This window comes from Spirosoma sp. 48-14 (assembly GCF_001898575.1).
Lineage (GTDB): Bacteria > Bacteroidota > Bacteroidia > Cytophagales > Spirosomataceae > Spirosoma.
The window spans coordinates 112727-123012 of sequence record NZ_MKUD01000037.1; the positions used below are offsets into that span (position 1 = coordinate 112727).

The 10286-nt window shown below is 45.7% G+C and carries 9 protein-coding genes and 1 pseudogene; 4 read left to right on the forward strand and 6 right to left on the reverse strand.

The genetic code is table 11. From position 1 onward, the window contains the following. Positions 1 to 538 precede the first annotated feature (538 nt). From BGO59_RS19370 to BGO59_RS19385, 4 genes and pseudogenes are all read left to right on the forward strand, one after another. Positions 539 to 1357, forward strand: a complete 819-nt coding sequence (locus BGO59_RS19370) for a hypothetical protein (protein WP_293685793.1) — start codon at positions 539 to 541, stop codon at positions 1355 to 1357. A 16-nt stretch (positions 1358 to 1373) separates the two neighbouring features. Continuing rightward, the gene (locus BGO59_RS19375; RefSeq protein ID WP_293685795.1) at positions 1374 to 3932 is read left to right on the forward strand and encodes a hypothetical protein; all 2559 of its coding nucleotides are present in this window, start codon (positions 1374 to 1376) and stop codon (positions 3930 to 3932) included. Between the two features lie 14 nt (positions 3933 to 3946). Then, a complete protein-coding gene (locus tag BGO59_RS19380) occupies positions 3947 to 4942 on the forward strand; it encodes a hypothetical protein (protein WP_293685797.1) in 996 nt (331 codons plus the stop codon). 140 nt (positions 4943 to 5082) lie between these two features. After that, a pseudogene (locus tag BGO59_RS19385) lies at positions 5083 to 5196 on the forward strand (IS481 family transposase); the annotation flags it as partial. Positions 5197 to 5234: 38 nt separating this feature from the next. Here the strand turns inward: BGO59_RS19385 and BGO59_RS19390 are convergent. The 6 genes from BGO59_RS19390 to BGO59_RS19415 form a co-directional block, all read right to left on the reverse strand. Beyond that, positions 5235 to 5750 carry an IS3 family transposase gene (locus tag BGO59_RS19390; RefSeq protein ID WP_293685799.1) on the reverse strand — a complete coding sequence of 172 codons (516 nt, stop codon included), beginning with the start codon at positions 5748 to 5750 and terminating at the stop codon, positions 5235 to 5237. 47 nt (positions 5751 to 5797) lie between these two features. Next, a complete protein-coding gene (locus BGO59_RS19395; protein WP_293685817.1) occupies positions 5798 to 6928 on the reverse strand; it encodes a reverse transcriptase domain-containing protein in 1131 nt (376 codons plus the stop codon). After that, complete coding sequence (locus tag BGO59_RS19400) at positions 6810 to 7337, reverse strand: reverse transcriptase N-terminal domain-containing protein (protein ID WP_293685819.1); 528 nt, start codon at positions 7335 to 7337, stop codon at positions 6810 to 6812. Before BGO59_RS19400 ends, BGO59_RS19395 begins: the two co-directional genes overlap by 119 nt. Before the next feature lie 606 nt (positions 7338 to 7943). Beyond that, positions 7944 to 8375 (reverse strand): IS3 family transposase, encoded by a 432-nt coding sequence (locus tag BGO59_RS19405; protein ID WP_293685801.1) that lies wholly within the window; start codon positions 8373 to 8375, stop codon positions 7944 to 7946. A gap of 5 nt (positions 8376 to 8380) precedes the next feature. Continuing rightward, positions 8381 to 8677 (reverse strand): transposase, encoded by a 297-nt coding sequence (locus BGO59_RS19410; protein ID WP_293685803.1) that lies wholly within the window; start codon positions 8675 to 8677, stop codon positions 8381 to 8383. Between the two features lie 609 nt (positions 8678 to 9286). Next, positions 9287 to 10114, reverse strand: coding sequence for a hypothetical protein (locus BGO59_RS19415; RefSeq protein ID WP_293685804.1), 828 nt, complete (start codon positions 10112 to 10114; stop codon positions 9287 to 9289). Between the last annotated feature and the right edge of the window lie 172 nt (positions 10115 to 10286).

A 10286-nucleotide genomic window follows, 5' to 3' on the forward strand; every position in this document is an offset into this window, starting at 1 on the left:
TGATTAAGGCTCCCCTAACTGTTGAAAACTCGAACAGATTAGTGGATGGACTAAAGAGAATCTACGATTTGAAAGCAGTGATAGAACCCAAAGTTACAACACATGATCACTGGCGAAAAGCGGTTGCAACTTAGGCCTTTCTTAAAAGAACGTATAGGCTACTACCATTTCTACTCATTATCTGCATAGTTATGACTCGGCTGGTAAGGTTCAATGAAGTATCTCATTTGATTATACCTTCAGATAGGGCTTGACTCGGGTAAATTGACACTCATTCTGTCCGTCGCTCCATTCGTTGGGGAGGGTTGCCTGTACAGCAGCATTGTCCTTTTGGAGTCGCAATCTAAACTGTCGGAACAGGGAGGAAGAAACGTTCAGACAACGTATCAGTCGTATATTACCTTTACTTGGTGTCCTCAACCCAAAGTGGCAAGTCTGCCACAACCGGATCTTCCCCACATAAAAATACGGGAAATTTACCGTTGAATAAGTTAGCGGGATGATGGAATTTTGACTTCTTTTTCATCAATTAACTTCTATGTTTCCCGCCCAAATTGCACTAATCAGCCTCACTACAAAGGTATCGCTTAGCCGGCTGGCGGTGGTCAGTGCGGCACTCCAGAAACAGGTAACACGCGATTTTTCGCCAATCTGGAAGATTCAGGCTACCGTTAGCGTGTTTCAAAAGCTTGACGACGTGCCTCCTGGCTACTGGCCTATCATTATTGTCAATAAAATCAATGCGGGTGTTCCCGGTATTCATCTGGATGCACAAGGCCAGCCGTTTGCACTGATCCTGGCCAATAATGATGTACCGCTTACGTGTAGCCACGAATTGCTCGAAATGCTGGTCGATCCCTTCAGTGACCGATTTGTAGCCTCAAACTCGCTTATTCCTGAGCAGGGGCGTGTGAATTACCTTGTCGAAATATGCGACCCCTGCCAGGATGTCCAATTTGGTTATCCGGTGAATGGATTGGTTCTATCGGATTTTTACACCCCTCAATACTTTGATCCAGTGGCCGCTCCCGGTGTGCGTTATAGCTTTCATGGAACCATTACCCAACCCCGGCAGATACGTGAGGAAGGTTACCTTAGTTGGCGTACATTCAGCACTGGCGAATGGTTTCAGGCCAGTTTTTTCGATGGTAAACAGAAAATCGAAAATCTGGGACGACTTCAAAAAGATAGCCGTGGCTGGCGCGAAATCATCGACGAGCTAACGGCCCGTCCTCGTCGACAGGCAAAGTTGGTTGCTCCTGCAATTGACACGATATGCCCTAGCCAAGCCATACGCGACGCTTCAACGGCCTGGGCAAGTGCGCTGAAAGATCAGATTGCTGCATTTATCGACTAATCAATCAAACCTTGGCATGAAACTTACCCACCACATTCTCCTTTTTCTGCTTTCCGGCTGCCTATTTCAGGTCCGTGCCCAGTGCCTTACTTGCCCTAAAAAAGATCAGCCCACACAGCCCCAGTCGATAACGCTGTCCAGCGGAGGTGTTATTATAACTTCGTTGCCTACCGCCATCACGGCTGGTACTAAACTATCGGTTGTTATGATCGACAATACGCTGAATAATCCAACGCCCTTTCAGAAGAAGTTACAGAAGCCTACGACAAACAAGGCCCCAGACTGCTTGAAGACTTCTATTCAATCTGCTATAGACGCTACTAACAGCAATCGTTCCAGCTACGAAACGGAGATTACACATTATAAAGAAAAAACGTATCAGATCACTGGTAGCGAAACGCAGACTCTTACGAATGCAGAACACGCTTTGGGTCCTGTAATTTATAATACACCTGGCGAGGGTTCTTTCCAGGTGATGAAACGCTACGCAGACAGGCAGTTTCTTCGGAAAAGGTTTGAATCTACTGAGTACGTGGGTTGGAATCAATATAAACCTCTGGTCGATTCACTGTATCCAAGCTATAATCGCTTTGCGACCATTGTCAATCAATTAACGCTAACGCTGGATGCCATGGATCGGAAGGGAGTCAGTTGCTGCAAAACATCTGAAGCTAAAGTTTATGATTCACTCAAAGAACGCCAATGCCAGTATCTGGATTCACTACAAAATACACAGGTTCAGCTTTGCTTCGTAGCTAATACTGTATTTGAAACCAATAAAGCCTGGATTGAAAATTGGCTATGGTATACCGATGGCAAGCCCCTGCTCAACCCATTCGGGGTAGTATCGCCTGCCAACCTCAATGCCAAAATTGAGCGCGATCTGGCCGCTGCCGAAGAAGTACTGCGTCTTTATCGTATGGTTTCAGATCAATGTTGTCAATCGACCCAGGCTGCCGAGTTGGTCAAAACCCTAAAAACTGATATTGTTCAACTGACGAAAGCCCTGGTCGATTTACGCAAAGCCAAGGAAGCCGCTCCCACTCGTCAGAGTAAATTCGAAAACTGGCTGAAATCGACTGCGCAAACCGAGGATGTGTTGAATGAGGTGGTGCTATTTGCTTCGTCTTGTCCGCAGATCAACTGGATGACGCATTATAATGCCAAAAAGAACTACGCGCCCTTAGAGCCCGGCGGATTGCAGCCAGACCTTGTTCACGAAAACGATATCATGCGCGGGCTAGTGCATAACCTGCCTAAAGACACGGAAGTGTCAGCTAAAGAGGTAGTTAAAGAAGCTAAAATTCGCACAGAGATTGACGTACAGACCGATGCCTTCGCTGAGACCTTCCAGCAGGCCCTTATCAGCAGCAGTGCGATTGCTACGTTGCTCAATCGGATTCGGGGGGTTCTGAACACCGTACAGACTATTGCAACACCACAGGAAGCTAAAACCCAAACGACAGCCGCTCTGACCGCTGCGGGCCGCCCAAAGCGGCAGAAACAGCAGGTGGATCAACCCAGGCAGGCAGTAATCATTCTCGAACTGCGCGACATCGTTTTTGTCAGACTGCCGAAGGCTCCCGTCCGCCAAAAACTGACTGGTAAGGCGCTTGCTGAAAGAAAGCTTGCTATACTGAAGCGTATTCAGAACCAGTACGATACACTTAAGGCACAACTAAATTCAGCCTTAAAGAGAGATAATTCCGCTCAGGATGTAAAATCTGTATCGGCCCTTGAGTTTGATGAAGCGGTGGAAACGTTGATAGACGAGGTCCAGCAGGAGCTGGCCTCCTTGAGCGCTGATGTAACTACCTTATCAACCTGTGCAGATCGGCTTACTACATTCAGGTTATCGAAACAGCTTATTGACTGGCTTATAGAACAAACCGATCCACCCGTAGACGACCTGAAACTTGCCTACGGAGCTTTCGATAAAAGCAAGGCGAATCCTGAACCATTACTTCGTTCTGAAGATCTATTGGTTAATGAAAGCCGCGAAGCCAAAGGTACTAAGGCCATCAGCTACACCATTTCCGAAGCTGGAAAAGACAAACCTGTTGCCAAGGGAAGCTACAATACGTATAACACGGTGCGTTTCTGGCCGTCGATAAGCATCAATTATGTAGTCGGCTCGCGGGCGGTATCGATCTTCGATAATGCCACAGGGCAATTTCAAACTAACACCGATGTCGATAATTTTGAGGCTGTAGCGGGTGTGAAATGGTATTTAGGTCCAAGTAATATGACGCGCACCCACAAACGAAGTAAGTTTATCCGCGATACGTTTGGATCACGCTATAGTATGCAGCGGGGCAATAGTATACTGGGTAAAACCTTCCTGACACTCGGTTTGGGTGTGAGCCATAAGTTTTTACGCAACTATTTTCTTGGCTTGGGCATAGATATTGTGCCGGGACTGAGCCTGCAAGGGGGGGGTAATGTGTTTTTTCGCAAAGCGTATGATCTGAATAATGGCCAGATTATGAAAGAATATGATGTGCCAGCCACATGCGCATTCTTCGGTATAGCCATCGATCCTAATATAGTAACTAAACTGCTATCTATCTTTTAACCTGCTCAGGACCCATGCGACACATTCTGAATCTAACCACCTTGCTGGCGTTGAGCCTTGTGCTGGGTTGCGACACGTATCCTGAATCTATCGAAAATAACCTGTACGAAGCTGCCGAGGTTAAAGGTGAGGTATATATACAGGATACGTTTAAAGAGCAACCAGAGATGATGACTGCCTCTGAGGCTGTTATTTATCTGACGACGATTGAATCAGCTACGCCGTACTTATATAGCACTAAAGCCGATAAAGACGGCAAATTCACGTTGACGCACACCTTAAAGAAACCAGACAACTTATCTGTTGTAGGCCGCTATGCTGACAAAAATGGCTTGCTGTTTGAGGGTAAACAGCTTTACAGCACATTCAAGAGTAACCCGAAGCTAATACTTGAGCCCCAGTATCCGGGTGGCAAAATCAGGATCAAAGCTAACGATTTGGCAGGCCAACCGCTCAACGAAGCTATAGTGTATCTGTTCAGCAGTAGGTCGCAGGCTGAATCAATAGCGGATAAACCTGTCTCATTTGTTGGTCAATATACCACCAATTCAAAAGGAGTTGCTGTTTTTTATAATCTCGACGAAAACAGAGAATACTATGTAGCAGCTCGTAAGGACGAATTGATCGCATCGCCCACTTCGGTAAGCTCCACAACGGCATCTCCCACTAGTATTACATCAATAACGTTGACAAAGCCCGCTGTCCCTACGCCCCCTACACAACTCACTGTGGTTGTAGTTACAAGTACCTCCATTGATCCTGTGTTCAAAGCCGATGTACATGTATTCACGAGTGAGGCACAGGCCGCTTCATTAACCATGACAGTGCCTTCGTCGGTCACAAATGCGATTACCGATCAGACGGGTACGGTTCGATTTAGTGGTTTAAACAGTAACACAAAGTACTACGTAGCTGCCAAAGCAACATTAGTGACTAGTGGTACGGCTATCACTCGGCCTACCAATTTAACGGCAGTTACCACGCCCGGTTCGGTAACACTTAGTCTGTAAATATCTTTGATTTCGTCGATTAAAATGACGGTATTGCTTCCCTCTACCCCTCAAAGAACCGTGCATAAGAGCATTCCCTCAGGACACTTATTATGTCGGTAATATCAAAGGTGTATGAACGCAAAAATGCGTTGGTAACTGCTGATTTGCTCAATGATCAAGTAATACCTTTTTATGAGTAGCATCAAATCCGACGCTTACGGGTGCTGACCGATCGAGGCACTGAGTATTATGGCAATCGTGAGCAACACGATTATCTGGGGTGGTCTGACTTTAGCGGACAGTCGTCTTGTCAGTTTTGAGGAATGTGTTTAGACTCGAATTTGACTGGACTGTAATAGTTTAAGCTGGAATGCTTGCGCACAACATTGTAGTAGTTGTCGATGTAGTCGCCAATCTCAGTGCGAGCATCGTCTATGTTTAAAAATACACCAAATTCTAACACTTCGGCCTTAAGCCGTGACCAGAAAGATTCAGCAGCCGCATTATCATAACACTCACCAGCTCGACTCATACTCTGCAAATACTTGCCAGCCAGTAGCTTACGAAAGTCTTTGAAAGCGTATTGACCACCCCGGTCCGAATGTAAGATCAGCCCATCAGCGGGCTGACGGCCCAGTAAAGCCCGTCGTAAGGCCGTAATCACTAGCTCATCACGCATGTGGCTGGCCAGACACCAACCCACCACACGCCTTGACCATAGGTCTACCCACACAGCCAGATACAGCCATTTGCCGTTAGCCAGGGGGATGTAGCGGGGCGGCCCGTGCCGGTAGAGTAGAGCAAGCGCGCCTGTGTAGTTTCTCAACTACCGGTTTCGCTTGCCCTCTCCCCGAACCGGACGTGCACCTTTCGTTATGCATCCGGCTCTCCAGGAACCATCATGAAGTCAGGCGGTGTCATCCAACCCCGTCGATAGTGCATTACCTTTTGCCAGCCCATTTGATAGTGTTCCACCGCCTGACCCCGCCATACCTTCCAACGAGGACGGAGTCGGCTGGGTTGACGGTGTTTCAAAATCAGCTGAGCATTGGCTTTTGGATACTTCTTACGTAACCAGCGCCAAATACGATCCCGTCCATACCAATCCAGATGAGACAGGATTTTCTTGGCGCCAGTGCAGTACTTGTAGAAGTTGCCCCAACCGCGCAGGATAGGGTTTAGTTTTTGTAGCAGTTCGTCCAACGACCAGCCTAGCGTAGCCCGGCTGGTCAGTTGTTTGATGCGGTAGCGCAAGTCTGCTGCCTTCTGTTTGGGTATTTCCAACCGAGGTGTCCAGCCATACCGATAGTCCCAACGCATGCTAACCCGATGACCTAAGAATTGGAAGCCCTCGGTTAGAGGGGTGATCTTGGTCTTTTCAGGGGAGAGGGTTAAGCCCATCTTCTCTTGGAGCAGCGTTTGTAGGGCCTCTCGTTCTGACAGTGCCTCTTCTTGAGTACCACTCACCAAAATGACAAAATCGTCAGCGTACCGGAAGGGAAAGTATACCGCCCGACCAGCCTGACGATCACCACTTCGGGACCACATAGCGGCTTTGATACCGTCGCATTGGCGACGTTCCTGACGCTTTGTCTGATGGTTAACCCATCGTTCATAGCGTTCTTCGATCAAACCCAGAGCTACGTTGGCCAGCAAAGGGGAAACAATGCCCCCTTGGGGAGTGCCTATATCGGTTCGCAGAAATTGTTCCTCTGACAGAATGCCTGCTTTCAAAAACTGAACCAGTAACTGGTTAACCCGTCGGTCAGCCGAGTGCTGCCGAATCCGACCCATTAATTGGTGATGATCGATGTGATCAAAACAGGCTTGAATATCGCCCTCGATTACCCATTGATAGGGCATATCATGGCGTTTGTTATCCTGTTTATTCACCTTTCGAGGGCGCATACTCATACGAATATGCTCTAACGCTCCGTGACAGCCTTTCCCCGGCCGAAAGCCGTACGAGACATGCCAAAAGCGTGCTTCCAGAATGGGTTCCAGTACTTGTTTGATGGCACTTTGTACCACCGCTACGGCGGCCCGGCCGATCCGCAATCGTCGGAATGCCCAGTGGACGGAATTTCCCTGGTTTGCCCGGCTTAGGGATCAACTTCCGGCGGCAAGGGCTGGGTTTATATGATCCCGTCCGTAACTGCTGCTGAAGATTGCCTAAGAATGGGGCTTCGCCAATGCGCTGGCGAATGCTTCCGACCGTCATCCCATCAATTCCGGGTGTGCGTTTGCCCTTATTCTGAGCTACGCGACGCCAGGCTTCTCGTAAGTTACGCAGGTCTGTCAACCAATTCCATAACTCACGATAGGCTTCGGTGGGATGTATCTGACTCCATTGATACAATTTTCGTTGCACGCTGAGTACCCAGTCATAATCTGCCTGGTGAGCCAAGTCCATGGCTCGCTTCCGCTCCGGCGGCCCGGTCCGACTTTGAAAGTGTATCGATTCCCTGTCCGCCTTCGCCATGTGAACGGCTTTCCCGTTCTCGGACTACTACGCGGACTCCGCCCTGAGGGTGACCCTTCCCGAGTCGCTGTCGATAGCCTGTTTTCCTAACAGGCGGATCACCTCCAGTTCCCATGTTCCGATTTCTGACCTGTGAATCCTTAGATGGCATGCTCTACCCCTGGTGGTACGGAATGATGGCTAAGGGGAAGCTCCATCATCGAATAAGTGAAACTCATTCCTGGCTTGGCAACATCAAGACCAAGCCAATCAGCCCACAGATTCCCTCTCAGCCAGTTCTGAAAGTGAGGGTTGGTCACTAAGTACAGAGGCTTCCAGCGCATGCTTCGTTGTCTCATCATCGATTCGGTGGTAGCCCGGCCGACAGGAAATGGCCTGTCTCCGGTACAGTTTAGGCTGCTCTGCTTATGACACCCGCTTGACAGCACCCAGCGAGCTTTGCAGCCCCCTTCACCCCAACTTCCCTAGTTGGGGCGGGCAGTATTACAACTGCCGGTCAAAAATCAGCCAACGCAATCTTCAAAAAAAACTGCGTCTTCATGGCGCACTGATGTCCGAGACCCATACTTGATTGGGACCTGTAGGACGAGGCCGATCTAGCAGCAGGTTAGGCGAATAGCCTAGCGTGTGGCGGCTATCAGTCGTCCGAGGCACAAAGCTACGCGGCTGAATCGGTTTTAGCTGATTCTCCATCAGTACTTTACGAACAAAGTCTCGACTCACGTTAATACCCCGGTCTTTTATCTCGCTGACCAGTCGACGGCTACCATATCGACGCCGATGCAGGCCGAAGATGTCTTTGATCTGCTGGGCTTTATCGGGCTTAACAGACGGATTGTCAGCTTCTTTCGCTGGTGTTATTGTTGTCGGTTTGCACCAGTCGTAATAGCCACTACGGTTAACCCCCAGCGTCTGGCAAAGCACTTGTACGGGGTAGTTCTGACTTTGGCTTTGAATGAAGCGATGCATAGCCTTTAGCTGGGTTGAGTGAAGATCGCAATGTTTTTTTTTAATATGTCGCGCTCCATCTCGGCTCGTTTAAGCTGGGCTTTCAGTCGTTCATTTTCGGCTAGTAGTTCGCTGTTACCCACTTGCTTTTGTAGCTGCTTCTTGTGAGCGTGTTTCCACGTATGGAGTAATTGGTCGCTCACATTGAGGCTTTTAGCCACCTGAGCCACCGATTGGCCTTCATCAAGCATGCGTAGCGCTTCTGCTTTGAAGGCTTTATCGAACTTACGATGGGGAGGGGTTGGTTTGTTGGAACTTGCCATGATAATCGAAGTTACGAAAGAACACTGTCCGATTCAGCACGACCATACCATTTCACAGATTTAACGCGTACATTAAAATGAAGACAAACGATAAAATAAAAGAAGGTAAAAACGGGCTTCGTAACTACCAGTTTGAGAAGGTACAGAAAGGTAAGCGTATATATAGCCAAAGATGGCCCGGTAGCTATCAAGAGTTCACCAATTTCTTCTATACAAAGAAATGTTTATTTTGTGATAAGGAGTTTGAAGGCAAAAGAGTTGATGCTACTTTTTGCTGTCAAGGTTGTCAGAAGGCGCATTTGAGATTAAGGAGAGTATAATAAATGGCTAGTTACTATTTAGGTAACTAGCCTATTTTACTTCAGATATAGCTTTTTTGGATTTGGCATATAGCCGTCTTAGTCTAACATCAAGTAGCCTGTTTCTATTAACTTTATAACCAAGATAACTAACAAAAGAAAACCCTATAGTTATCATAAATATAAACATGAGTCCTACGTAAATACTTTCTCTTTCATAATATATTTTATACCCATTACCAAGTTCGAATGTATCAGATTTCAAAAAGCCAAAGTAATTATCCTTAGTCGGAGTAGTTGGGATATTGTTTTATTTAAATGGACTTATTTCATTCGAAATTTCAATGGTTTTTGTAATTTTTAAATCTACGTTCCGTAAAGAGTCTAAAGCTGGATGTTTAATATTTATTTCTTTCAGAATATTATAGGCTGATAGTCGTGAATTTATTTCTGTATTTAAACTATCTATATTTAAAAAGACTCCATCTTTACTGAATTTCTTTATTGCTAGATTAGAGTTAGTTAGAGAATATACGCTAAATAACATTATAATTGCCATTACAGGCCCTGTAAATATAGTCACCCAATCAAATATTGGCATCTCATTCTGAATTTTTACATGTCTGTAATCGTATAATTTAGGAGTATCAACATTTATAATCCTTGAATTGATATTTAAAATTTTAGTTGGATCTTCTATTCTACCATTGTATTCAACTAAAATTTCTCCAGTAAAAAAATCTTCGTCTTTAAGCAAGTCTGCTTTTAAGCTAAATTTATTAGTAGTATTTTCAAATAATAGCTTTATGTTTGATGGATTTAAAGTTACATTGTGAGGTAATATTTCACCTTCACCTTTTAATGCTAATTCAATACCTTTATTAAAATCATTTTGAAGTATATCCTTTTTGCCAGAATATATGAATATATAGTTCAATAGGAACAAATTTTTCTTTATAGGCAAGCCGTTATATATGCCTTCCAGATTCTTAATATTTATTGTGCTTTTATATAAGTCAATTACTTCATCAAAGAAAAAGACAATTTTGGGTTTTCTATTTGATAATGACCCATATAGCTTAAACGAAGCAGCAAGAAATCCAATAAAACCAAATAAATAGGCTATGTATATATTCATATTGTTGCGCTATATAGTGATATTGAAACAGTGAAGCTATTCAAAAGTATAAATTAGAAATTTTAGGAGAAACTACTGATATAAAGTGCGATCTATGCAAAGATATTTGGATCAAGGACAATACTTGTGGAGCAACTTGGATTAAGCATATAACTGAGTGAGCCGATATAAG